Genomic DNA, 24718 nt, shown 5'->3' on the forward strand with positions numbered 1-24718 from the left:
CGCAACTCGCAACCCATGTCCTACAAGAATTATTTCTCATTTCTTCTCTTAACAATAAATTTGTTGGACAGTTTCTTTTTATTTCTTGTCTTATAACCAAGTGCAGGTTTGCCCCAAGGAGTTAAAGGTCCGGGTCTTCCTACCGGTGACTTGCCCTCACCGCCGCCATGCGGATGGTCTACAGGGTTCATTACGGAACCTCTTACCGTAGGTCTTATTCCCATGTGCCTCTTTCTTCCGGCTTTACCTATGCTTATGATCTCATGCTCAAGATTTCCTACCTGACCGATGGTTGCCTTGCATTCAATCCTTATCATTCTTACTTCACCGGATGGAAGTCTAAGCTGAGCATAGTTACCTTCCTTGGCCATAAGCTGGGCTGCGTTTCCTGCTGCTCTAACCAGCTGACCACCCTTGCCGGCCTTAAGCTCAATATTATGAACAAAAGTACCCACAGGGATGTTTTTTAGGGATAATGCATTTCCGACTTTAATATCTGCATCCTCTGAAGATATTACAGTATCTCCTACCTTTAAACCATGGGGTGCTATTATATATCTCTTTTCACCGTCAACATAGTTTAACAAGGCTATATTTGCTGTTCTGTTCGGATCATATTCTATAGCGGCAACCTTTGCAGGAATGTCCACTTTATCTCTCTTGAAATCTATTATTCTATATTTTCTTTTATGTCCGCCGCCCTGATGTCTGACTGTTATCTTTCCGTAGTTATTTCTCCCTGCCTTGCTCTTGATTATTTCAACCAAGGATTTTTCCGGCTCTGTCTTTGAAATCTCTTCAAAGGTTGAAACCGTCATAAATCTTCTGGCGGGAGAAGTAGGTTTATATTTCTTTATCGCCATATTATTTCTCCTCCTGTTTTAAGCGGTAATTATCGGCGACCGCTTTCACTTTTCACCGGCTCCAGCGCCCTACCCTAATATCCTGAGTTCTGAGCTCTGAAACCTGAGCTCCAGATTATAGCCCTTCGAAGAACTCAATTGCCTTGCTGTCCTGGGTAAGCTTAACGATGGCTTTCTTGTATCCGGGCCTTCTGCCTTCATATCTGCCCATTCTCTTCATTTTGCCCATCATTCTTATAGTATTTACCTTATCGACTTTTACTTTAAAAACTTCTTCTACGGCTTTTTTTATCTGATTTTTATTGGCATTGATATCTACTATAAAGGTGTATTTTTTATCTGCCATTTCGCCCATGCTCTTTTCTGTGATAACGGGCCTTCTTATGATATCGTAGGCATTCATTATACGTACACCTCCTCAACCTTCTCAACCGCTGATTTTGTTATGATGAATTTATCATAGTTTAAAATATCGTAAACATTTAATGTATTAACCAAGGAGGTCTTTACATTGGGAATGTTTCTTGCGGATTTTTCTACGCTCTCATTCTTTTCGGATAATACTATCAAAGTTTTTGAATCAACATTTAAATTCTGAAGCATGGTTACAACCTGCTTTGTCTTTGGTGCATCAAAATTCAGTTCATCCAAAACTATTATATTATTATCATTTACCTTTGAACTCAAGGCAGATTTCATTGCTATTCTTCTTATTTTCTTAGGCAATGTATATCTGTAGGATCTTGGCTTTGGAGCAAATACGATACCTCCATGAGTCCATTGAGGTGATCTGATGCTTCCGTGTCTTGCTCTTCCTGTCCCTTTTTGCCTCCAAGGCTTGATTCCGCCGCCGCGCACTTCTGCTCTTGTAAGAGCTGACTGAGTTCCTTGTCTTCTATTCGCTAAAAGCATCTTCACAACCTGATGCATAGCTTCAACATTAACATTTACACCAAATATACTATCTTTTAATTCTATATCGCCGACCTGCTGTCCGCCTATATTATATAAAGCTACCTTAGGCATAGCACATCCTCCTTTCTCACCGTTTTATGCCTTCACTGTGTCTTTTATCATGACCAGTGAACCTCTTATCCCGGGTACTCCGCCTTTTACAAGTATATAGTTCTTTTCAGCATCTACTTTTACAACTTCAAGGTTTTGTACCGTAGTATTCTCATTACCCATTCTTCCAGGGAGCTTCTTTCCCTTAAAGGTTCTTGACGGGTCTGAAGATGCACCCATTGAACCAGGGGCTCTGTGGAATTTGGAGCCGTGCCTCATAGGTCCTCTATGGGCATTAAATCTCTTTATAGTTCCTGCTGTTCCTTTACCTTTGGAAACGCCGCTTACATCGACCTTGTCTCCTTCAGCAAATACATCAGCCTTTATTTCCTGTCCTATTTCAAAGGATTCCGCGTTTTCAACTCTGAGCTCTCTTAAGTATCTCTTTGTAGCAACCTTCGCTTTTGCGAAATGGCCTTTCATAGGCTTATTAACCTTTTTCTCGTCCTTATCCTGGTAACCCACCTGGATGGATGAGTAGCCATCGTTCTCCATTGTTTTCTTCTGCACAACCACGTTAGGTCCTGCTTGAATAACTGTTACTGGGATAGCCTTTCCTTCTTTGCTGAAAATCTGCGTCATCCCGACTTTTTTTCCTAAAATTGCTTTTTTCATCTTTCCACCTCCATAATTTACAGAGGACCGATAGTATCGGTCATACTAAATCATAATTGACAACCTTCGTTACAGTTTGATTTCTATATCTACGCCGGCAGGTAAATCCAACCTCATCAAAGCGTCTACAGTTTTAGGCGTAGGGCTTAATATATCAATCAGCCTCTTATGAGTTCTCATCTCAAACTGCTCTCTTGAGTCCTTGTACTTATGAACTGCTCTGAGTATAGTTATGATTTCTTTTTGAGTTGGCAGAGGCACTGGGCCTGACACCTTTGCTCCTGTTCTTTTTGCAGTTTCAACAATTTTCTGAGCTGATTGATCGATTAGATTGTGATCAAATGCCTTTAATCTGATTCTGATTTTTTGTTTTGCCATTTTTATTTCCCTCCTTTTCATCGCACGCGTCTATTTTACTCACGTACAACCGCTTACTGCCGTACACTAATCCGGGTGTGTTCTATTTTTTTATTTGGTGTACCCCGAAAGTACACCGGCAGTAGAGTCGCCCGAATTCAAGATCCAGACACTACTCCGCAAGAATTTCCCAAGTTGAACGAGACTTCATTTTGCAAAGCAAAATGTTAGTCGAGTCCATACTGGACTTAGCCGCCATTTGAGACCCGCCTTTCTTTTAAAGCGGGGGTCTTAGGGCGGGTTAGTTCAGTGATAGTCTTGCAACCTCTTGCTTCATCGCATGCTTGTATTGACAACTATTATAGTTTAAACTATTTTAGTCACTTTGACAATAATTATTATTAGCTTTTTGCATATTTTTTTGCAAAACATTAACAAGGTTCGGGAGTCCGGCTTAAGCCGGACTCCAGGACCTTTTTATCAATGCTTTTTTATTCTATTATAGAAGCAACTGCTCCGGCTCCTACCGTTCTTCCGCCTTCTCTTATAGCGAATCTCAAGCCTTCTTCTATAGCTATCGGTGTTATAAGCTTTATCGTCATCGTTATGTGGTCACCGGGCATGCACATTTCTACTCCCTCTGGAAGTTCTATTACGCCTGTTACGTCTGTCGTCCTGAAGTAGAACTGGGGTCTGTATCCTTTAAAGAATGGAGTGTGTCTTCCTCCTTCTTCTTTGGTCAGTACGTATACTTGTGCCGTAAAGTGTGTGTGAGGCTTTATGGAGCCCGGTTTTGCCAGTACCTGGCCTCTTTCTATTTCTGTCCTTTGTACGCCTCTTAAAAGTACTCCTATGTTGTCTCCGGCTTGTGCCTGGTCAAGCAGCTTCCTGAACATTTCTACGCCTGTTACTACTGTTGTCTTCGGTGTGTCGTTCAGTCCTACTATTTCTACGTTGTCTTGTACTTTTACTGTTCCTCTTTCTACTCTTCCTGTTGCAACTGTTCCTCTTCCTGTTATGGAGAATACGTCTTCCACAGGCATCAGGAATGGTTTGTCTGTTGCTCTTTCTGGTGTTGGAATGTAGTTGTCTACTTCTGCCATCAGCTTATGGATTGCTCCGCACCATTGGCATTCTTCGCTTCCGCATCCGCATTCCAGTGCCTTTAAGGCTGAGCCTGCAACTATCGGTGTGTCGTCTCCGGGGAATTCATATTCGTTCAATAGTTCTCTTACTTCCATTTCAACCAGTTCGATAAGTTCTGCGTCGTCTACCATGTCTACTTTGTTCAAGAATACTACTATATATGGCACTCCAACCTGTCTGGATAGGAGTATGTGCTCTCTTGTTTGAGGCATCGGTCCGTCTGCTGCTGATACTACCAGTATGGCTCCGTCCATCTGAGCTGCTCCTGTTATCATGTTCTTTACATAGTCAGCGTGTCCGGGGCAGTCAACGTGGGCATAGTGTCTTGTTGCTGTCTGGTATTCAACGTGTGAGGTGTTTATTGTTATTCCTCTTTCTTTTTCTTCCGGTGCTTTGTCTATTTCATCATATTTTGTTGCTGTCGCTCCACCAAATTTTGATAGTACTGTGGTTATTGCTGCTGTCAGTGTCGTCTTTCCATGGTCAACGTGTCCTATGGTTCCTATGTTTACATGGGGTTTCGTTCTTTCATATTTTGCCTTTGCCATTTTTTACTTTTCCTCCTTTATATCCGATTTAAGTCTCAACTATTTTGCCAATACTTTTTCTGCAATATTTTTCGGCACTTCTTCAAAGTGGCTCATTTCCATTGAATAGACTCCTCTTCCCTGAGTCCTGGATCTTAAATCCGTAGCATAGCCGAACATTTCAGCCAAAGGTACAAAGCCTCTGATAACCTGTGCTCCCATCCTGGCTTCCATGCCTTCTATCCTTCCTCTTCTGGAGTTAATATCTCCTATTACGTCGCCCATATAGTCTTCAGGCACCGTAACTTCAACCTTCATTATAGGTTCCAACAAAGCAGGATCGGCTTTTCTCATGCCTTCCTTGAAGCCTATGGAACCAGCTATCTTAAAGGCCATTTCTGATGAGTCCACTTCATGATAGGAACCATCATACAATGTCACCTTTAAGTCTATTACATTGTAACCGCCTAAGATTCCATTCTGCAGTGCATCCTCTACTCCGGCCTGAACTGCGGGAATATATTCCTTAGGTATTACTCCGCCTACTATCTTATTGACAAATTCAAAGCCGGTGCCCGGTTCTTTCGGTTCCAGTTCAAGCCAAACATGTCCGTATTGTCCCTTACCGCCGGACTGTCTGACGAATTTGCCTTCTGCCTGAACCTTTTTCTTTATGGTCTCTTTGTATGCTACCTGAGGTTTTCCTATATTGGCTTCAACCTTGTATTCCCTCAGCATTCTGTCAACTATTATCTCAAGATGCAATTCTCCCATGCCGGCTATTATCGTCTGACCCGTTTCAGTATTTGTATAGGTTCTGAATGTCGGATCTTCTTCAGCCAGCTTGGCTAAAGCTATTCCCATCTTATCCTGGCCTGCTTTAGTCTTCGGCTCTATTGCCACATTGATAACAGGCTCAGGGAACTGCATTGATTCCAAGATTATAGGTGAGTCATCCAGGCAAAGAGTATCTCCGGTAGTAGTATCCTTGAGGCCGACTGCAGCTGCAATGTCACCGGTATAAACCTCTTTTACTTCTTCCCTGTGATTTGCGTGCATCAGCACTATTCTGCCCAGTCTTTCCTTTTTGCCCTTAGTCGAGTTATACAAGTAAGAGCCTGATTCTACCTTTCCTGAATACACTCTAAAGAAAGCCAGCTTTCCTACATACGGATCAACCATGATCTTAAAGGCCAGAGCTGAGAAAGGTTCATTATCGTCAGGATGTCTGACAATCTTTTCATCGCCTTCAATAGTAGTACCTTCGATAGCAGGAATATCTAAAGGTGAGGGCATATAGTCCACAACTGCATCCAAAACCCATTGAACCCCTTTGTTCTTGTAGGATGATCCACAAAGAACGGGAGTCATTTTGACCGCCAATGTGCCTTTTCTTATAGCTGACTTGATCTCTTCCTCAGTTATCTCTTCACCTTCAAGGTATTTCATCATCAGTTCTTCATCATTGTCTGATGCTGCCTCGATCATCTTATCCCTGTATTCCTTGCATATATCTTTGAGATCTTCCGGTATCTCGGTTTCTTCTATTTCCTTGCCCATGTCATCCTTATATATCTCTGCTTTCATGGTAACAAGATCGATGATACCCACAAAGGTATCTTCCTTTCCAATGGGGATCTGTATAGGTACAGCATTGGTCTTGAGCCTATCCTTCATCATTTCAACAACCCTGAAGAAATCGGCACCCATGATATCCATTTTATTTATATAAGCAAGCCTGGGTACATTATATTTATCCGCTTGACGCCAAACTGTTTCAGATTGGGGCTCAACGCCGCCTTTTGCACAGAACACCGCAACTGAACCATCGAGAACACGCAGTGACCTTTCTACCTCAACAGTAAAGTCCACGTGCCCCGGCGTATCTATAATGTTTATTCTGTGGCCCTTCCATTGAGCAGTAGTCGCAGCAGAAGTGATCGTTATTCCTCTTTCCTGCTCCTGCTCCATCCAATCCATAGTAGCAGAGCCTTCATGAGTCTCCCCAACCTTGTGAGTTCTGCCTGTGTAGTACAGAATTCTTTCAGTGGTCGTGGTCTTTCCTGCATCTATGTGGGCCATTATTCCTATGTTTCTGGTTTTTTCTAACGGAAATTGCCTAGGCACTTAAATCCTCCTCCCTATAGCAAGAATCACTTATATGTTTCCCAAATATTTCAGCATTACACAATTCTCCATCAAATATAACTACCACCTGTAATGTGCAAAAGCCTTATTTGCCTCAGCCATCTTATGAGTGTCTTCTCTCTTCTTAACACTGGAGCCTACGTTATTGGCAGCATCCATTATCTCTCCTGCCAATCTTTCTTTCATGGTTCTTTCTCCTCTTTTTCTGGAGTAGTCAACCAGCCATCTCATCCCCAATGCTTGTCGTCTGTCAGCTCTAACTTCAATAGGTACCTGATAAGTAGCTCCACCTATTCTTCTGGCTTTAACTTCTAAAACAGGCATTATATTGTTCATAGCTGTTTCAAATACTTCTAAAGGATCTTTACCTGTCTTGTTTCTTATTATTTCAAAAGCTTCATATATAATTTTTTCAGCCGCACCTTTTTTTCCGTCAAGCATAATATTATTTATGAGCTTAGAAACTACCTTGTCATTGTACAATGGATCAGGTAAAACGTCTCTCTTTGGAATAAATCCTTTTCTTGGCACTTTGCTTCCCTCCTTAACATTTAATTATTCATCGGTACTCGGCAATGTATAAAAACATGATGCCGTTGTGCGCAAAATATATATTTACACGGCATGGCCGTGATATAATATCCGCACAATATTATTTCTTAGGTCTTTTGGCACCGTATTTGGATCTACCTTGCTTTCTGTTGGCAACTCCGGCAGCATCCAATGTTCCCCTGACGATGTGATATCTTACGCCAGGCAAATCCTTTACCCTGCCTCCTCTTATAAGCACGACAGAGTGCTCCTGCAGGTTATGACCTATACCAGGAATGTAACCTGATACTTCTATTCCGTTCGTAAGTCTTACTCTGGCAATCTTTCTTAAAGCAGAGTTAGGCTTCTTTGGAGTAGTTGTCTTAACTACAGTGCATACTCCTCTCTTCTGCGGGGACTCCTCTAGTGCCGGCGCAGTGGATTTGTAAGTTACTTGCTGTCTGCCCTTTCTAACCAACTGGTTTATGGTAGGCATCAAATACACCTCCTTAAATATTTTTTGACCTACAGGAAAGCTAAATTCCATAATATAGACTTTCCCGTTATGGGTGTGATAAAGGCTCCCTTGCTATTAAAACGCTTCCATCGGAGGCCTTTTTATATAAAATATGCCCCTTCAATTGAAGGGGCATATTTTAGTCGTTCAATAGAGATGCGCAAGAAGCATTAACCTCTATACCGCATGCCTCTCCAAGTTTCTTCATCGTGTCGATGTACACAATTTCAACTTCTTTTCCCCTGCATACTTCTAATATGCTGTTTTTTATGCTTTCTTCCACATCGTTTGCAATATAAACTGTATGTGCACTGCCATTTTTTATAGCTTTTATGGTTTGTTTCAACCCAATTATCCTTTTCTTCGAGGACTTCAACCTTTCCATATCATATCGCCTCCTCATCATTAAAAAGAATACGGCTTTTTTAGCATACTTTTTCATTTTAGCATTACGCTTATTTTTTTGTCAATATTAATTTTTGATTTTAGTGCAATAACTCATTGTTGAATATGTTGTGCTAACTGATAACGATTGCAGTTAAATCAAATTTTGCTGCTCCTCGGCATTTTCCTCAATGTTTTCTGCCGAAACTTCCTCAGGCAAAGCTATATTGGCGTCCTTATATCTCTTCATGCCTGTTCCCGCAGGTATGAGCTTACCTATTATAACATTTTCCTTAAGCCCTACCAATGGATCTATCTTGCCCTTTATAGCTGCTTCCGTGAGCACCCTGGTGGTCTCCTGGAAGGATGCCGCAGACAAGAAGGAGTCCGTAGCCAGAGATGCTTTGGTGATACCCAACAGGGTTCTCTTTCCTGTTGCCTTTTCTCCGCCTTGCTTTGCTATCTCTTCGTTTTCTTCTTCAAACTTGAAGATGTCAAACAGGCCTCCGGGCAGCAGATCAGTATCTCCCGCATCATCAATCTTTACCTTTCTGAGCATCTGTCTTACTATTACCTCTATATGCTTATCGGCTATATCAACGCCCTGCAGCCTATAAACCCTCTGAACCTCCTGAAGCAGGTAGGATTGAACTCCTGCTATGCCTTTTATCTTCAAAATATCATGGGGGTTAACAGAACCTTCGGTTATTTCATCACCGGCTTCGATCCTGTCTCCATCATAGACTTTAAGCCTTGAACCGTAAGGTATTGCATAGGTTCTTGTATCTCCGTCATCTGCGATGACTATTACTTCTTTTTTCTTCTTGTTTGAGTCATTGACCTTCACTATGCCGGGTATTTCCGATATGGTTGCCAGACCCTTAGGCCTTCTTGCCTCAAAAAGCTCCTCGACTCTGGGGAGACCTTGAGTTATGTCATCTCCTGCAACACCGCCTGTATGGAAGGTTCTCATGGTAAGCTGAGTACCCGGCTCGCCGATGGATTGTGCGGCGATAATTCCTACGGCTTCTCCAATATTTACTGCATCTCCGGTAGCCAGATTCATGCCATAGCATTTCGCACAAACGCCATATCTGGAGTGACAGGTCAATACCGAGCGTATATAAACCTTCTTTATTCCCGTTTTAACAATTTTTGAAGCCATGTCATCGGTTATCATGACGCCTTTCTTAACCAGAACTTCACCTGTTTCCGGGTGAACGATATCCGCCATTGTAAGTCTTCCTGCAAGTCTGTCTTCCAATTTTTCGATTATCTCGCTGCCGTCTTTTATTTCACTTACCCATAGACCTTCTTCAGTTCCGCAGTCATCTTCCCTTACTATAACGTCCTGACTTACATCAACAAGACGTCTGGTCAGATATCCCGAGTCTGCCGTTCTTAAAGCGGTATCAGCCAAGCCTTTTCTGGCGCCATGGGTAGAGGTAAAGAACTCCAAAACGTTAAGGCCTTCACGGAAGTTAGCTTTTATAGGGATCTCTATTATTCTTCCCGATGTATCGGCCATAAGTCCTCTCATGCCCGCCAGCTGACTTATCTGGTTGACGCTTCCTCTGGCTCCCGAGTTTGCCATCATGTATACGGGGTTTAATCTGTCAAGATTATCCATCAGGGCTTTAGTGACTTCTTCCTTGGTATTCTTCCAGGTTTCTATTACCTGCTCATATCTTTCTTCATTTGATATGAGGCCCCTTCTATACATCTTTTCAATATTATCAACCTTAGAATCTGCTTCCGAAAGCAATCTTTTCTTTGCTTCGGGTATGTCAATATCGCTTACTCCTATTGTTACTGCTCCCTTAGTTGAATAATGGAAGCCAAATGCTTTGATTTCATCAAGCACCACGGCAGTTTTAGCAGAACCATGCCTTCTATAGCATTTATCTACTATTTTGCCCAGCATTTTTTTATCTATCGGTATGAGATTGCCTTCCTTATCTTTCGGATCATATTCGAGAACAAACTCATTTCCTTCAGCCGTTCTATCCACAAAGCCGACATCTTGGGGCATGGAATCGTTGAATATGAGGCGGCCTACAGTATTCTCAACGAGCTTGTATTCGGTCTTTCCATTGATAGTTCTGGCAAGCTTTGCTTTAACCATGGCATGAAGTCCTACTTCATCCAATTGGTATGCCATAACCATCTCGTCCAGATCGGAGAATATCTTTCCTTCTCCTTTTTCACCGGGAACATGTATTGTCAAATAGTAAATTCCCATTACCATGTCCTGGGTCGGGCTTACTACAGGTCTTCCATCCTTCGGAGCCAAAATATTGTTTGCCGAAAGCATCAGAAATCTGGCTTCGGCTTGTGCTTCCACAGATAGCGGAACGTGAACCGCCATCTGGTCTCCGTCAAAGTCCGCATTGTATGCCGTGCATACCAGCGGATGGAGCTTAAGCGCCCTGCCTTCAACCAAAACAGGTTCAAAGGCTTGTATTCCCAGCCTATGGAGTGTCGGTGCACGGTTTAAGAGTACCGGATGCTCTTTTATTACCTCTTCAAGCACATCCCATACCTCTGTCTTGACCCTCTCCACCATACGCTTTGCGCTTTTAATATTATGGGCGAGGCCATCCTTTACAAGCTTCTTCATCACAAAGGGCTTGAAGAGCTCAAGGGCCATCTCCTTGGGAAGGCCGCACTGATAGAGCTTCAAATGAGGCCCTACAACTATAACGGAACGTCCGGAATAGTCGACACGCTTGCCCAAAAGGTTCTGCCTGAATCTTCCCTGCTTTCCTTTGAGCATATCGCTCAAGGATTTAAGCGGCCTATTGCCGGGGCCGGTGACAGGTCTTCCGCGCCTGCCGTTATCGATTAAGGCATCAACGGCCTCCTGAAGCATTCTTTTCTCGTTCCTGACGATTATATCTGGAGCTCCAAGGTCCAGAAGCCTTTTCAACCTATTATTTCTGTTTATAACCCTTCTATATAGATCATTCAAATCCGAAGTGGCAAATCTGCCTCCGTCAAGCTGCACCATTGGCCTTAAATCCGGCGGGATTACAGGGATCACATCCAGAATCATCCACTCAGGCTTATTGCCGGATTTTCTGAAAGCTTCCACCACCTCAAGCCTTCTTACAGTTCTGAGCTTTTTTTGTCCTGAGCTGTCCTTTAGGTCATGTCTCAATTCTTTAGCCAGTTGTTCCAGATCCAAAACGGCAAGAAGCTCTTTTATTGCTTCAGCACCCATTCCTGCTCTGAATTTGGAGCCATATTTCTCAATAGCTTCTCTGAATTCCTTTTCGTTCAGTATCTGCTTTACAGATAGACCCGTATCTCCCGGTTCGATCACAATATAAGAAGCAAAATACAATACCTTCTCCAATGCTCTTGGCGACATATCCAATAACAAACCCATACGGCTGGGTATACCCTTGAAATACCAGATATGAGATACAGGAGCAGCCAGCTCGATATGGCCCATCCTCTCTCTCCTCACCTTAGCTTTTGTTACTTCAACACCGCATCTGTCGCAGATTATGCCCTTATATCTGATTCTTTTGTACTTGCCGCAATGGCATTCCCAATCCTTGGTAGGCCCGAATATCCTTTCGCAGAATAAACCTTCCTTTTCCGGTTTTAAGGTTCTATAGTTTATGGTTTCAGGTTTTTTTACCTCTCCTCTTGACCATTCCCTTACTTTCTCCGGGGATGCCAAACCAATCTTTAATGATTCGAAGTTGTTTAATTCCAACAAGGGCTCTTCTCTCCCTTCCTTTAATAATCTTCCTCTTCTTCTTCTTCTTCTTGGGTCTCATTCTTTATCAAATCATCTATATCCAAATCTATTTCGAAATCTTCTTCTTCTGCGTCTTCATCATAGTCATCATATAGATTGTCTTTTTCCTCTTCAACTCCACCTTTGTAGGGAAGATTTGAAAGGTCGACATCTTCGCGGGTCTCCATTTCGTTGCTGAGGTCTTCCAAGTCATCATCAACAGATTCTTTTATTGTGATTTCCTCATTTTCTTCAGAAAGCACCTTTACATCCAGTGCAAGGCTCTGAAGCTCCTTTATCAATACCTTAAAGGATTCCGGAACTCCCGGCTCAGGGATATTTTCTCCCTTGACGATGGATTCGTAGGTCTTCACTCTGCCCACTACATCATCAGACTTCACGGTAAGAATTTCTTGCAGTGTATGAGCCGCACCGTATGCCTCCAATGCCCAAACCTCCATCTCCCCGAATCGCTGGCCGCCAAATTGGGCTTTTCCGCCTAATGGCTGCTGAGTTACAAGGGAGTATGGTCCTGTGGATCTGGCGTGAATCTTATCATCTACCAGGTGAAGGAGCTTGAGTATATACATGTAGCCTACCGTAACATCATTGTCAAAGTATTCTCCCGTTCTGCCGTCCCTCAATGTGATCTTTCCTGTTCTGTCAAGATTTACATCCACAAGAGGATTATCCTCTAAGCCGCCTAATAAATTCTCCATGTCTTTTATATTATTTAAGTCGGTATCCTTAATCTTTTCTTTAAAGTGATTGAGCTTTTTATCCAGTTCAAATACGGGATCAGCCAAATATTCATTGATTATCTCTACATTTTCATCTATATTGAAGTCGCCTGGTTCTTCGTCTTCCGTATAGCTTATTTTATTCTTTATAGCTTTCAGCTGCTTTTTAACCTGAATGAATTTATTCGCAGTTTCCAGAGTATCCATTATATCATTCTCATTGGCACCATCAAATACAGGAGTAGCTATCTTCCATCCCAAGGCCTTGGCAGCCAAACCAAGATGGACTTCCAGCACCTGTCCTATATTCATACGCGATGGCACTCCAAGAGGATTCAATACGATCTCCAGAGGCGTCCCGTTGGGCAGGAAGGGCATATCCTCTTCGGGAAGGATTCTGGATATAACGCCCTTGTTTCCGTGTCTTCCGGCCATCTTATCTCCGACGGAGATCTTTCTCTTCTGCGCTATATAAACCCTCACCAATTGATTTACACCAGGAGGCAGCTCATCGCCGTTTTCTCTTGTAAACACTTTTACGTCAACTATTATGCCTGCTTCGCCATGGGGCACTCTCAGCGATGTGTCCCTTACTTCTCTGGCTTTTTCACCGAATATGGCTCTCAGCAGTCTTTCCTCGGCTGTAAGCTCGGTTTCACCCTTGGGTGTCACCTTGCCCACCAATATATCTCCTGTTCTTACTTCAGCGCCTATCCTGATAATGCCTCTTTCATCCAGGTCCTTTAACGCTTCTTCACCCACATTGGGTATGTCCCTGGTTATTTCCTCGGGCCCCAGCTTTGTATCACGGGCTTCGGCTTCGTATTCTTCTATATGAATAGATGTAAACACATCTTCTTTAACCAGCTTTTCACTTATCAATATAGCGTCCTCATAGTTATAGCCTTCCCAGGTCATAAAACCAATGAGCACATTTCTTCCAAGGCCGATTTCGCCATAATCCGTAGATGGACCATCGCCGATTACCTGACCCTTCTTTACTATTTCTCCTTTTTTAACAAAAGGTCTCTGGTTTATGCAAGTGCCCTGGTTGGATCTTAAGAACTTGAGAAGCTTATACCTGTCTCTGCCGCCATCATCGTTTCTTATCACTATTTCATTGGAGCTTACCTTTTCCACAACCCCGCCATTCCTTGCCAGTATCACAACACCGGAATCGATGGCTGCTTTATATTCCATTCCTGTACCCACTATAGGGGATTCAGGCTTAATGAGAGGAACCGCCTGCCTTTGCATGTTGGAGCCCATGAGAGCACGGTTGGCGTCATCATTTTCAAGGAAGGGTATCATGGCTGTAGCTACCGAAACTACCTGCTTGGGCGATACGTCCATATACTCAACCTCTGATATGGGCACGACCACTATCTCATGCCTTATCCTGGCGGTAACCTTTTTGTCTATAAATCTTCCTTCCGCATCCAGGGCTTCATTGGCCTGGGCTACGATATAATCATCCTCTTCATCAGCGGTTACATATACGATTTCATCAGTTACTATCTTTTCTCCGCTTTCATCAATCTTAACGACCCTATAGGGCGCTTCTATAAAACCATACTCATTGATTCTGGCATAGGTACTGAGACTTCCTATAAGTCCGATGTTAGGGCCTTCGGGAGTTTCTATAGGGCACATTCTGCTGTAATGGGAGTGATGAACGTCTCTGACTTCAAAGCCGGCTCTTTCTCTGGACAGTCCTCCCGGGCCCAGAGCAGAAAGCCTTCTCTTGTGAGTCAGCTCCGCCAACGGGTTTGTCTGGTCCATGAATTGAGACAATTGGCTGCTTCCAAAAAATTCTTTGATAGAAGCGGCTACCGGTCTTATATTTATAAGCTGCTGGGGAGTTACCACATCTATATCCTGTATGGTCATTCTCTCCTTGACGACCCTCTCCATACGAGAGAGGCCGATTCTGAACTGATTCTGCAAAAGCTCTCCAACGGATCTGAGTCTTCTATTCCCCAGATGATCGATATCATCAACATTTCCTACATTATAGATGAGATTCAGATTATAGCTTACGGAGGCCATAATATCATCAATGACTATATGCTTAGGAATAAGGTCGTGTATTCTTTTTTTAATTTCTTCCTTTATATCCGCTTCAGATTCGTATTTGTTCAATATTTCTTTCAATATGCCTAAATTTACCAGTTCCCTGATGCTTAAATCGGAAACATCAAAAGGCAAATATTTATTTATATCTACAACATTGTTTCCAAGAATCTTTACCGCTCTTCCTTCAGATAATATAAAGGCTTCATTTATGCCGGCGTTCTGAATTTGCTGAGCCTTGTCTCTGGTTATCTTATCCCCGGCTGCAGCTAAAATTTCTCCGGTTTTCGGATCGACAATGTCTTTTTCAAGTTTCTGACCGCTCAATCTTGATGCTAAGGAAAGTTTTTTATTAAATTTATACCTTCCTACTTTTGCCAGATCATATCTCTTGGGATCAAAAAACAAGGATTCTATTAGAGATTTGGCGCTTTCAACTGTTGGAGGTTCACCGGGTCTGAGTCTTTTGTACACTTCAATAAGGCCTTCCTCGGTATTCTTGGTGGTGTCTTTTTGCAGTGTAACCTTTATCCTTTCGTCTTCTCCAAGCACATTTTCAATCTGTTGATCTGTACCATATCCGAGAGCTTTCAAAAGCACAGTAATCGGAATTTTCCTCGTTCTGTCTATTCTCACCCATAATACATCGTTAGAGTCCGTTTCGTATTCCAACCATGCTCCTCTATTAGGAATAACCGTTGCTGAGTGCAATCTCTTTCCAGACTTATCTATCTGCTCATCATAATAAACTCCGGGGGATCTAACCAACTGGCTTACTATAACTCTTTCAGCGCCATTGATTATAAAGGTTCCCTGATCTGTCATGAGAGGGAAATCTCCCATAAAGACTTCTTGTTCTTTTACTTCGTTGGTAGATTTATTGGCAAGTCTGATTTTCACCTTCAGCGGCGCAGAGTATGTAACATCTCTCTCCTTGCACTCTTCAACACTATACTTGGGCTTACCATCCAAAGAATAGTCAACGAATTCCAATACCAGGTTTCCTGTATAATCTGAGATTGGAGATACATCGTTAAATACCTCTTTCAGACCTTCTTCCAGAAACCAGTTATAGGAATTTTTCTGGACTTCAATAAGATTCGGCATATCCATGACTTCATCAATGTTTGAGTAGCTCATTCTCTGATTTTTCCCAACAGAGATTGGATGTACCATAAGTCACTCACCCCTTAATAATAAATAAAGTAAAATAGCCAAAAGCTCTCCGACCATAACTGCTTTTGGTTAACTGTAAATTTTAGCATAGCTATTTTAATATTGCCTTTTTTAGTCAATCTTATACAGCCACATGCCTAAATATAGTAATTTCTTACACCAATGCAATATATAATATTAACATACCATCTATTGTCTGTCAATAAGACAATTCAATTACTTTTATGAATTTTGCTGTCTTCTCTAATATATTTCAACTCTGCTGTGCTTTTTTTATTTTGTCGACATTTCCCGGGAAATATGAGTATTTGTGTCAGATCGTCTGTATATAATGTTGTCATTTTTGAAATGATACTCAAATGGAAAAGGATAGTTGTTAAAAGAGCCGCACATTATGCGGCTCTTGATTTATTTTATTTCTACTGTAGCACCTGTTCCGTCGAATTTTGCTTTTATTTCATCTGCTTCTTGTTTGCTTACGCCTTCTTTAACTGGCTTTGGAGCTCCGTCAACAAGATCCTTTGCTTCTTTTAGGCCAAGACCGGTTATTTCTCTAACTACCTTGATAACCTTGATCTTTTCTGCACCTGCAGCTACCAATACCACATTGAATTCAGTCTGCTCTTCTGCTGCCGGACCTGCTGCTGCTGCCGGACCTGCTGCTACTGCTGCAGGAGCTGCTGCTGTTACACCAAACTCCTCTTCTATAGCTTTAACCAATTCTGCTAATTCTAATACTGTCATGTTCTTTATTTCTTCTATGAACTTTAAAGTTTTTTCACTTGCCATTTTATTTACCTCCTAATATATTAAGCTTCCGCTTCTTTTTTTTCTTTTATAGAATTCAACATATATGCAAGGTTTCTGACCGAGCCCTGCAATGCACCAAGCAGCATAGCGATGAGAACTTCTCTTGACGGCAGATCTCCAAGAGCTTTTACGGCGTCCGCATCCATAAAGCTGTTTTCAACGAAACCGGCTTTAACTGCTATCGGTGTCTTTGGATTATCCTTTTGGAATTGATTTATTGTTTTAGCAGGAGCTACAACATCATCATATCCGAATACATATCCTACAGTGCCTTCCAAGAACTCATTCAATTCTTCTATTCCTGCTTCATGGGCAGCCCTCTTAAATAATGTGTTCTTGTAAACCTTATAGTCTACGCCTGCTTCTCTAAACCTCTTTCTCAGCTCAGTTACATCTTCAACGTTTATGCCTTTATAATCGACTAACAGTACTGATTTAGATTTTTGAAGCTTTTCTTTTACTTCATTAACAACTTGCTGTTTTGCTTCTAGATTTTTTGACATATCTACACCTCCTCTGTTGGATTATTGGCCTTTTGAATATACAAAAGACCTCTCCGTAGACGTAGAGAGGTCATAAACAAATTTATGATCGAACCTCGGTAGGAAATTAAGCAAAAGCACCTACTGTCTACGGTAATATCTTCAATTTTAACTCTGTGCTGTTATTCAACGACACGGAGAGGGTTAACTTTGATGCCAGGCCCCATAGTGCTTGTCAATGTAACGCTCTTCAGGTAGGTACCCTTTGCGGCTGCAGGTTTAGCTTTTACCACAGCTTCCATCAAAGTTTTGAAATTGTCAGCCAGTTTTTCAGTTCCAAAGGATGCTTTTCCTACAGCAACGTGAACGATACTGGTCTTGTCAACTCTGTATTCAACTTTACCGGCTTTGATATCTGCAATAGCTCTTGATATATCAAAGGTTACTGTTCCGGATTTCGGGTTAGGCATTAAACCCTTTGGTCCAAGTATTTTACCTAGTCTGCCGACTACGCCCATCATGTCCGGGGTAGCGACTACTACGTCATAATCGAACCAATTTTCAGTTTGTATCTTTGCAACCAATTCCTCAGCGCCAACAAAATCAGCTCCTGCTGCTTCTGCTTCTTTAGCCTTGTCACCCTTTGCAAATACTAAAACTCTAAGAGTTTTACCTGTTCCATGAGGCAATACAACAACGCCTCTGACCTGTTGGTCCGCATGCCTGGGGTCAACACCCAGCTTAATGTGAACTTCTATGGATTCGTCAAATTTTGCCTTAGCTGTCTTTTGAACCAATTCAATGGCTTCCTTTGGATCATAAAGCTTGCCTGGTTCGATAAGCTTCATGCTTTCCTGGTATTTTTTACCTCTAAACATTACTTTTCCTCCTTGTGGTAAGCGGAAATTTTATTTCCTCCCACTTATTTTTAGTCTTCTACGACTACTCCCATGCTTCTTGCTGTACCTGCTACCATGCTCATTGCGGCTTCTATGCTGCCGGCATTTAGATCAGGCATTTTAAGCTCAGCAATCTCTCTGACCTTAGCTTTGGATATCTTCGCTACCTTGTTCTTGTTTGGTACTCCAGAACCGCTTTCAATTCCGACTGCCTTCTTTATTAGAACTGCTGCAGGCGGAGTTTTTGTTATGAAAGTGAAGGATCTGTCCTGATATACAGTAATAACAACAGGTATGATCAAGCCTGCTTGCTTTGCAGTCTTTTCATTGAATTCCTTGCAGAAGCCCATGATATTAACACCATGCTGACCCAAAGCAGGACCTATCGGTGGAGCGGGCGTAGCTTTGCCTGCAGGAACCTGAAGCTTTACTAATGCAGAAACTTTTTTAGCCATTGTTGCACCTCCTCTCACGGAAACTTCTATATATGAACATATATAAACTACTTCAAAGTTTCAATTTGAAGGAATTCCAATTCAACTGGGGTTTCTCTTCCAAACATTGAAACCATGACCTTTACCTTTTGCTTTTCATTATTGATTTCTAATATGGTTCCTACAAAGTTTTCAAAAGGCCCGGAAATAACTTTAACGCTGTCACCAACCCTGGCATCAAGCTTAACAGGAATCTTTTCAACACCTAAAGTTTTTACTTCCATATCGGTGAGAGGCACGGGTTTAGAACCAGGTCCGACAAAACCTGTCACACCCCTTGTGTTTCTAACAACATACCATGATTCATCAGTCATTATCATCTTGACAATAACATATCCAGGAAATATCTTTTTCTGGGTGACCTTCTTCTTGCCGTTCTTTATCTCTATTTGCTCTTCGATGGGCACCTTTACCTCAAAGATCACATCCTGCATATTTCTATTCTCAACGATTTTCTCAATATTAGCCTTTACCTTATTCTCATAGCCGGAATAAGTGTGAACCACATACCACTTGCCTCTTTCTTCCATCAGTAAGCAGACCCCGTGATGAACACGATAGTCTTTCCTCCTTTTACTATTTCATTAGGAATATGTCCAATACCTTCCCAAAACCCATGTCTACAGCCCATAATGCTACTCCTATGATAAGTATAGAAACCAAAACTACTTCCGTATGCTGTAAAACTTCTTTTCTGCTGGGCCAGCTGACCTTTTTCATCTCAGCCTTTGTTTCTTTGAAATACTTCTTCATGCTAAACTTCTTAGCTGTATCTGTCATATTTTCACTTCCTTTACAGCCTATTTTGTTTCTTTATGGGTAGTATGTTTTCTGCAGAATCTGCAGTATTTATTCATTTCCAGTCTGTCAGGATCATTCTTCTTGTTCTTCATGTTGTTATAATTTCTCTGCTTGCATTCACTGCATGCAAGGGTTATCTTAACTCTCATTACGGCACCTCCCAACATTAACGCATTAATATCTTGACAATAAAACATAAACATAGCACATTCGGGCTACCTTAAAAATCTATCATAATTTAATCCTTATGTCAATATTTTGTCCCTAACTTCCCTTTATATTTATCTACAGCTGACTGCCAGCCGCATATAATGATTATTGCCAAGCTTTTTTCGTTTAATACTTTACAAAAGACCAGGTTTTCCTGGTCTTTTGTCTAAATAAATAACCAATTTTTTATTCTATTATAGAAGCAACTGCTCCGGCTCCTACCGTTCTTCCGCCTTCTCTTATAGCGAATCTCAAGCCTTCTTCTATAGCTATCGGTGTTATAAGCTTTATCGTCATCGTTATGTGGTCACCGGGCATGCACATTTCTACTCCCTCTGGAAGTTCTATTACGCCTGTTACGTCTGTCGTCCTGAAGTAGAACTGGGGTCTGTATCCTTTAAAGAATGGAGTGTGTCTTCCTCCTTCTTCTTTGGTCAGTACGTATACTTGTGCCGTAAAGTGTGTGTGAGGCTTTATGGAGCCCGGTTTTGCCAGTACCTGGCCTCTTTCTATTTCTGTCCTTTGTACGCCTCTTAAAAGTACTCCTATGTTGTCTCCGGCTTGTGCCTGGTCAAGCAGCTTCCTGAACATTTCTACGCCTGTTACTACTGTTGTCTTCGGTGTGTCGTTCAGTCCTACTATTTCTACGTTGTCTTGTACTTTTACTGTTCCTCTTTCTACTCTTCCTGTTGCAACTGTTCCTCTTCCTGTTATGGAGAATACGTCTTCCACAGGCATCAGGAATGGTTTGTCTGTTGCTCTTTCTGGTGTTGGAATGTAGTTGTCTACTTCTGCCATCAGCTTATGGATTGCTCCGCACCATTGGCATTCTTCGCTTCCGCATCCGCATTCCAGTGCCTTTAAGGCTGAGCCTGCAACTATCGGTGTGTCGTCTCCGGGGAATTCATATTCGTTCAATAGTTCTCTTACTTCCATTTCAACCAGTTCGATAAGTTCTGCGTCGTCTACCATGTCTACTTTGTTCAAGAATACTACTATATATGGCACTCCAACCTGTCTGGATAGGAGTATGTGCTCTCTTGTTTGAGGCATCGGTCCGTCTGCTGCTGATACTACCAGTATGGCTCCGTCCATCTGAGCTGCTCCTGTTATCATGTTCTTTACATAGTCAGCGTGTCCGGGGCAGTCAACGTGGGCATAGTGTCTTGTTGCTGTCTGGTATTCAACGTGTGAGGTGTTTATTGTTATTCCTCTTTCTTTTTCTTCCGGTGCTTTGTCTATTTCATCATATTTTGTTGCTGTCGCTCCACCAAATTTTGATAGTACTGTGGTTATTGCTGCTGTCAGTGTCGTCTTTCCATGGTCAACGTGTCCTATGGTTCCTATGTTTACATGGGGTTTCGTTCTTTCATATTTTGCCTTTGCCATTTTTTACTTTTCCTCCTTTATATGTATCGATTAAATAAAAAATTATAATCTGGTTAATAAACTCTGCCTGGTGTATCGTAAGAATGGAGCCCACGACCGGGCTTGAACCGGCGAACCTCCGCCTTACCAAGGCGGTGCTCTACCTGCTGAGCTACATGGGCGTATTTACTGGAGCGGGCAACGGGAATCGAACCCGCACGGCCAGCTTGGGAAGCTGGAATTCTACCACTGAACTATGCCCGCGGTATATGGTGGGGAAAGGTGGATTCGAACCACCGAAGTCTGAGACAACAGATTTACAGTCTGCCCCCTTTGGCCGCTCGGGAATTTCCCCCCTTTATTTATAACCAGAGTAACTAATTAGTTATTATAATATGGTATAGGTGTTTTGTCAATATTAACAGCATTCTTAGTTCAAAGGAAGTTTATGACTCTGTCTGATAGCTAAGCATCCTTAAACTCAAGAAACTTTTCCAATTTGCGTTTTACCCTCTGAAGAGCATTGTCGATGGATTTTACATGCCTGTCCAAATCCACGGCAATCTCTTGATAGGATTTGCCTTGAAGATATGACATGAGAACCTCCAATTCCAAATCACTGAGTATTTCTCCGATTTTGGACTCTATGGAACATAATTCCTCCCTGCTTATGATCAGCTCTTCCGGATCAGTTATTTTGGTAGCAGTCAGAATATCCAGCAGAGTTCTGTCCGATTCCTCATCATAAATAGGCTTGTTCAAGGATACATACGAGTTTAGTGGAATATGCTTTTGCCTTGTCGCTGTTTTTATGGCAGTAATGATTTGCCTTGTTATGCAAAGCTCGGCAAATGCCCTAAAAGATGACAGCTTATCATTTTTAAAGTCCCTGATAGATTTATATAAGCCTATCATTCCTTCCTGAACAATATCCTCTCTATCAGCACCGATAAGAAAATACGATCTTGCCTTTGCCCTCACAAAATTCTTGTACTTATTGATTATGAATTCCAGGGCTTCCTTGTCCCCGTCTCTGGCACTCAAAACCAGTTCTTCGTCCATCATGTTATCAAAGCTAAGTACCTCATCTTTGTTTGCTTTTGCTTCCACTATATCTCCTCCAAGCTTTTAGCTTTCAACCATCTATATTATACATATATAATCGCGTTTTTTCAAGGTTAACTATAAATGCAGAATAAGGAATCAATGCCGTTGTCTTCTTATTCGTTCCAATTTTTCAGCAACAACAGGGTCAAGATGGTGTTCCAACAGGTTCCTGTCATGCTTCAGCCTGTTGATATGATTTTTGTCCATCTTATTGGATGCTTCTTTTATCTGGACTTTAAGCTCCCTCGCCGATATCCTTGCAGCTCCTAATCCCAGGACAACCGTTTGCTCCAGCGAATCAGAGGTGGCAACTCTTATTATATTATCCTCGCTGGAGTTTTCGGCTACAAACCTCTCAATATAATTATCCGCACTTTCAAACTCTTTTGTGTATACAATTTCAACATTATTATAAAATTCATGCTTTTCCATGCTGTTTTTAACATAGTGAGCATCAAATACGACAGTCACCTTGATACCTCTGAAGGCCTGATAGTTTGATAATATATCCAGCAATTTGCTTCTTGCGCTGTCCAGAGAATGTTTGCTTTCTTCTTTAAGCTCTTCCCAGTTATTTATTATGTTGTAGCCGTCAACCATCAGGTATTCCTTCAATTTTCATCACCTAAATCAGTTTTAATGAATACTGCCGTCCTGAAGACTACCGGCAGCATTTTTCAGTGCTCTCTGTTTTTTTGCCTCAAATATGACAACTGCACAGGAGACAGCCGCATTAAGTGAGGATATTTTCCCTGCCATAGGTATTCCTACGATGAAATCGCAATTTTCTTTTATAAGCTTGCCGAGGCCTTTCCCTTCGCTTCCCACTACCAAAGCCAAGGGTCCCGTCATATCCTTTTCATAGTATGGATCTCCGCTGGCATCAGCTCCTGCTATCCATAAACCTTTTTCCTTCAGATAATCCATGGTCTGATTCAGGTTTGTCACCTTGGCCACAGGCACATATTCAACTGCTCCTGCCGATATTTTGCCTATTATGGGGGTAAGGCTTGCCGCCCTGCGCTTGGGGATTATTACACCATGTACACCCGCCCCGTCACAGCTTCTCAGTATTGAGCCCAGGTTCTGGGGATCTGTTATTTCATCCAAAATAACTATAAAAGGATCTTCGGCTTTTTCTTTTGCAATTTCCAGTATGTCATCGACTTCATAATATTTGTACAATGCAGCGGAGGCAATGACTCCCTGGTGGCTTTTGGTAGCAGACATCCTGTCCAGCTTGGCCTTGTCAACTTCCTTTATCAGTATCTTCTTATCTCTTGCTATAGCAATGATCTGTCTTATCGATCCTTCCAATTGGCCGCTTTGGACAAACAGCTTATCTATTTCTCTCCCTGATTTTAACGCTTCCAATACAGGATTTCTTCCTTCTATCAGATTTATATAATAGTCATCCCTGTCTTCAGCTTCTTCAATATATTGGGGTTTGGCTCTTCCTTCGGTCTTTTTCTGTACGGGCTTATTAAATTTAGGAGTTTTCTTATCCTCCCTTACCTTTTTGCCCCATTTATCTGCTTTATTCCTTTTTTCTCCGCCAAATGGCATATGCATCATCCTTCTATATTATTTTTTTCATAGTTTTATTATCTTCATTATCGATGGGCAGTATTCTCCACCAAGTTGAGACGTTGCGGCCGTTGATTTGATTTGCTATCTGAATCTTTCCCTGACCTCTGCAGTTTTTCCGCAGCTCATGGCTCCTTCGGGGCATGGTCCGCTGATGCATCCAGGCCCGGCATGCTTGAAGAGTATGGGCGCAACCTCCCGCACTTTTCTCAGCATTTCTGCCGCCATATCTCTTATCTCCCACTGGGCTCTTCCACAGCATCTAAGCCTGAAAAAGTTAAATAAAGCCCTCGCTGACATAGTAAATACTATTTTTGTTTCACAGGCATTGGGGAATACATATCTTGCATCCTCTATAGATGCTTTTTCAGCCATCTGCACCGCTTGCTTCTCACTCTTGCCTTCTTCGATATATCTTTTATAGTTTTCTGCATATAGTATTTCTACCAGCTTATCATAAGCCTCCTGGTCCTTTTTCATCGAGTTGATGAATATTTCCCGGGCTTCGTCTATTGCATCTATCTGAGGAGGTACTATGTATTCAAATTGCTCAAGCTTCACATATCTTTGAGATTGCTGGGAGTAAGAGCAGCCGATTCTGTGGCGAACCAGTTGATGAGAAAGAACCCGGCTGATTCCTTCAACTGCAAAAGTAAAAGAGACATGCTCTATGGGGCTTTCATGGCCTAAGTCCATCAGCATGTTCAGAAATTTCTCAGTCTTTTCTGTATCCAATCCGTCCAATATTCCATCTATGCCTATTTGAGAATAGCAAAGCTTCGCTGCTGCTGCTACCAGCTTCTCCGGCTCAGGAGTATATCGTATCAGTTCTACCTTCATAATACATATGACCTCCATTCACATAAATTATATCTGAGCTATGACATAACTTATTTATCATTTTAAGAGAATTATCTTTATTTGTCTATATGATATTTGGGTATTCCTCTGGTGCTTTGGCTCGGGACACGAGGTGCGATGTACGAGTTTTTGGGCAGGACTCTGGAGCTATGGAATACGGTAACCACGGAAAGACACGGAAGGGAACACGGGTTTTCACGGAAGGG

At 42.1% G+C, this 24718-nt stretch carries 24 protein-coding genes, 3 tRNA genes and 1 other annotated feature; all 27 genes read right to left on the reverse strand.

Annotation, left to right across the window (positions count from 1 at the left end; all coding sequences use genetic code 11):
• Positions 1 to 29: 29 nt before the first annotated feature.
• The 27 genes from rplB to thyX all read right to left on the reverse strand — a co-directional run bounded on the left by rplB (position 30) and on the right by thyX (position 24491).
• Entirely contained in the window at positions 30 to 863 is an 834-nt protein-coding gene (gene rplB, locus LJD61_RS15515; protein WP_255228458.1) for a 50S ribosomal protein L2, read from the reverse strand.
• Positions 864 to 978: 115 nt separating this feature from the next.
• Positions 979 to 1266, reverse strand: a complete 288-nt coding sequence (gene rplW / locus LJD61_RS15520; RefSeq protein WP_255228459.1) for a 50S ribosomal protein L23 — start codon at positions 1264 to 1266, stop codon at positions 979 to 981.
• On the reverse strand, positions 1266 to 1889 hold the full coding sequence (rplD, locus tag LJD61_RS15525) for a 50S ribosomal protein L4 (RefSeq protein WP_255228460.1): 624 nt from the start codon (positions 1887 to 1889) through the stop codon (positions 1266 to 1268). Before rplD ends, rplW begins: the two co-directional genes overlap by 1 nt.
• 24 nt (positions 1890 to 1913) lie before the next feature.
• A complete protein-coding gene (gene rplC / locus LJD61_RS15530) occupies positions 1914 to 2543 on the reverse strand; it encodes a 50S ribosomal protein L3 (protein WP_255228461.1) in 630 nt (209 codons plus the stop codon).
• A 69-nt stretch (positions 2544 to 2612) separates the two neighbouring features.
• On the reverse strand, positions 2613 to 2921 hold the full coding sequence (gene rpsJ / locus LJD61_RS15535) for a 30S ribosomal protein S10 (RefSeq protein ID WP_255228462.1): 309 nt from the start codon (positions 2919 to 2921) through the stop codon (positions 2613 to 2615).
• Positions 2922 to 3391: 470 nt separating this feature from the next.
• Entirely contained in the window at positions 3392 to 4594 is a 1203-nt protein-coding gene (tuf, locus tag LJD61_RS15540) for an elongation factor Tu (protein ID WP_255228463.1), read from the reverse strand.
• 39 nt (positions 4595 to 4633) lie between these two features.
• Entirely contained in the window at positions 4634 to 6700 is a 2067-nt protein-coding gene (gene fusA / locus LJD61_RS15545) for an elongation factor G (protein ID WP_255228464.1), read from the reverse strand.
• Between the two features lie 81 nt (positions 6701 to 6781).
• Complete coding sequence (gene rpsG, locus LJD61_RS15550; RefSeq protein WP_255228465.1) at positions 6782 to 7252, reverse strand: 30S ribosomal protein S7; 471 nt, start codon at positions 7250 to 7252, stop codon at positions 6782 to 6784.
• A gap of 121 nt (positions 7253 to 7373) precedes the next feature.
• Complete coding sequence (rpsL, locus tag LJD61_RS15555; RefSeq protein ID WP_255228466.1) at positions 7374 to 7748, reverse strand: 30S ribosomal protein S12; 375 nt, start codon at positions 7746 to 7748, stop codon at positions 7374 to 7376.
• A 160-nt stretch (positions 7749 to 7908) separates the two neighbouring features.
• On the reverse strand, positions 7909 to 8154 hold the full coding sequence (locus tag LJD61_RS15560) for a ribosomal L7Ae/L30e/S12e/Gadd45 family protein (RefSeq protein WP_255228467.1): 246 nt from the start codon (positions 8152 to 8154) through the stop codon (positions 7909 to 7911).
• A 153-nt stretch (positions 8155 to 8307) separates the two neighbouring features.
• The gene (gene rpoC / locus LJD61_RS15565; RefSeq protein ID WP_255228468.1) at positions 8308 to 11883 is read right to left on the reverse strand and encodes a DNA-directed RNA polymerase subunit beta'; all 3576 of its coding nucleotides are present in this window, start codon (positions 11881 to 11883) and stop codon (positions 8308 to 8310) included.
• 20 nt (positions 11884 to 11903) lie between these two features.
• Positions 11904 to 15893: a DNA-directed RNA polymerase subunit beta gene (rpoB, locus tag LJD61_RS15570; protein WP_255228469.1), complete on the reverse strand. Its 3990-nt coding sequence runs from the start codon at positions 15891 to 15893 to the stop codon at positions 11904 to 11906.
• Between the two features lie 408 nt (positions 15894 to 16301).
• The gene (gene rplL, locus LJD61_RS15575) at positions 16302 to 16682 is read right to left on the reverse strand and encodes a 50S ribosomal protein L7/L12 (RefSeq protein ID WP_255228470.1); all 381 of its coding nucleotides are present in this window, start codon (positions 16680 to 16682) and stop codon (positions 16302 to 16304) included.
• A 20-nt stretch (positions 16683 to 16702) separates the two neighbouring features.
• Positions 16703 to 17206, reverse strand: a complete 504-nt coding sequence (rplJ, locus tag LJD61_RS15580; RefSeq protein WP_255228471.1) for a 50S ribosomal protein L10 — start codon at positions 17204 to 17206, stop codon at positions 16703 to 16705.
• A 31-nt stretch (positions 17207 to 17237) separates the two neighbouring features.
• Positions 17238 to 17357, reverse strand: a sequence feature (ribosomal protein L10 leader region).
• A gap of 10 nt (positions 17358 to 17367) precedes the next feature.
• Positions 17368 to 18063: a 50S ribosomal protein L1 gene (gene rplA / locus LJD61_RS15585; RefSeq protein ID WP_255228472.1), complete on the reverse strand. Its 696-nt coding sequence runs from the start codon at positions 18061 to 18063 to the stop codon at positions 17368 to 17370.
• 50 nt (positions 18064 to 18113) lie between these two features.
• On the reverse strand, positions 18114 to 18539 hold the full coding sequence (gene rplK / locus LJD61_RS15590) for a 50S ribosomal protein L11 (RefSeq protein WP_255228473.1): 426 nt from the start codon (positions 18537 to 18539) through the stop codon (positions 18114 to 18116).
• 47 nt (positions 18540 to 18586) lie between these two features.
• Entirely contained in the window at positions 18587 to 19108 is a 522-nt protein-coding gene (gene nusG / locus LJD61_RS15595; RefSeq protein ID WP_255228474.1) for a transcription termination/antitermination protein NusG, read from the reverse strand.
• A gap of 46 nt (positions 19109 to 19154) precedes the next feature.
• On the reverse strand, positions 19155 to 19358 hold the full coding sequence (gene secE / locus LJD61_RS15600; RefSeq protein WP_255228475.1) for a preprotein translocase subunit SecE: 204 nt from the start codon (positions 19356 to 19358) through the stop codon (positions 19155 to 19157).
• A 20-nt stretch (positions 19359 to 19378) separates the two neighbouring features.
• Positions 19379 to 19528: a 50S ribosomal protein L33 gene (gene rpmG / locus LJD61_RS15605; RefSeq protein ID WP_255228476.1), complete on the reverse strand. Its 150-nt coding sequence runs from the start codon at positions 19526 to 19528 to the stop codon at positions 19379 to 19381.
• Positions 19529 to 19775: 247 nt separating this feature from the next.
• A complete protein-coding gene (gene tuf / locus LJD61_RS15610; RefSeq protein WP_255228463.1) occupies positions 19776 to 20978 on the reverse strand; it encodes an elongation factor Tu in 1203 nt (400 codons plus the stop codon).
• Between the two features lie 84 nt (positions 20979 to 21062).
• A tRNA-Thr gene (locus tag LJD61_RS15615) sits at positions 21063 to 21139 on the reverse strand.
• A gap of 8 nt (positions 21140 to 21147) precedes the next feature.
• Positions 21148 to 21221: transfer RNA gene (locus LJD61_RS15620), tRNA-Gly, on the reverse strand.
• A gap of 6 nt (positions 21222 to 21227) precedes the next feature.
• Positions 21228 to 21312 (reverse strand) — tRNA-Tyr (locus LJD61_RS15625).
• Between the two features lie 110 nt (positions 21313 to 21422).
• Positions 21423 to 22067, reverse strand: a complete 645-nt coding sequence (gene sigH, locus LJD61_RS15630) for an RNA polymerase sporulation sigma factor SigH (RefSeq protein ID WP_255228477.1) — start codon at positions 22065 to 22067, stop codon at positions 21423 to 21425.
• A 93-nt stretch (positions 22068 to 22160) separates the two neighbouring features.
• A complete protein-coding gene (locus tag LJD61_RS15635; protein ID WP_255228478.1) occupies positions 22161 to 22679 on the reverse strand; it encodes an NYN domain-containing protein in 519 nt (172 codons plus the stop codon).
• A 21-nt stretch (positions 22680 to 22700) separates the two neighbouring features.
• Complete coding sequence (gene rlmB / locus LJD61_RS15640) at positions 22701 to 23630, reverse strand: 23S rRNA (guanosine(2251)-2'-O)-methyltransferase RlmB (protein ID WP_303740790.1); 930 nt, start codon at positions 23628 to 23630, stop codon at positions 22701 to 22703.
• A gap of 105 nt (positions 23631 to 23735) precedes the next feature.
• Positions 23736 to 24491, reverse strand: coding sequence for an FAD-dependent thymidylate synthase (gene thyX, locus LJD61_RS15645; RefSeq protein WP_303740791.1), 756 nt, complete (start codon positions 24489 to 24491; stop codon positions 23736 to 23738).
• Positions 24492 to 24718: the final 227 nt, after the last annotated feature.

This window comes from Lutispora saccharofermentans (assembly GCF_024363565.1).
Classification (GTDB): domain Bacteria; phylum Bacillota; class Clostridia; order Lutisporales; family Lutisporaceae; genus Lutispora; species Lutispora saccharofermentans.